General features: G+C 29.5%; 1 protein-coding gene. It reads left to right on the forward strand.

The window, feature by feature from the left end; all coding sequences use genetic code 11:
* Positions 1 to 107: 107 nt before the first annotated feature.
* On the forward strand, positions 108 to 1,051 hold a 944-nt coding region (locus tag AC1DJR_RS31125; RefSeq protein WP_477004377.1), incomplete at its 3' end, for a pPIWI_RE module domain-containing protein.

The following is a 1,051-nucleotide window of genomic DNA, read 5'->3' on the forward strand; positions in this document are numbered from 1 at the left end:
CTCATGATCAATATAAATTAAGAGAGGAAGTATTAATAATATGGAAAAATTACAGTTATTAGCATTTCTCATGATCAATATAAATTAAGAGAGGAAGTATTAATAATATGGAAAAATTACAGTTATTAGCATTTAAAAATATAGTAGAACCCCTCTATAATGAGAAAGTATCGTATATTTATTTTCCTATTGAATGGCTTGAGATTGTAGAGATACATTATAGAACATTTTTATTAACGAGCAAATTAAAACTTGTAAATGAAAGATTGTATGAAATGTTTTCTGATATATTATTCATTCAGCATAATCCATATATATTAAAGGAAGATACGCCCTGGATTGTAGCAAAAGAACCAATGAAACAAGAACAGTTAGACTATATTTTCCAAAGCTGGTATGAGGTTATTCRYGATTGGAAACCKAATAAATTAATAGATCCACCACATTTAGAATGGCAGYATGATTTAATTAGTAATTTACCAGYATTACATGATAAAAAAACSTTTTCTAAATGGGTACCAGCTCTAATTACTCATATTTTTTGCGAACAGCCTTTACGTATGGAAAATAAAAATGAGGAAGAAATATATTTTTCACCACTGCGATCACAACATGTTTCTGAAGCGATGTCTGAGCCAATTAAAGATGAAGAAACACATGATTATTTCTCTTATGTATATCGGTTTGAATACGTAACTCGTGGAGGTGAGAATATTCCGCTATTAAAAGTATCTGTAGGGATTAGGAGGTTTTATCAACAATATAATCATAAAGATATCCCTATACTTTTAGGGCGAAAGCGGAGCCAAATACTGATTTCAACTCCTGAATTTGAATYAAATAAKAAAMAGCAAAGRTTTRTAAAGTTAAAAGTRCAACAAGCTGWAAAAGGAATAAAGTGGATTAAACGTTTTAGAAATTTARAAGATGATTATAGGATAGGGGGAGAAGTTAAATTAGAGAACATTCTCCAATGTCCGAAAGAGTATATTAGAGGAACAAAGGTAAGAGTGCTTCTTCCATATAACGAAAATATATATAAAGTTCAAGG

Source organism: Bacillus sp. 05T31 (assembly GCF_056396725.1).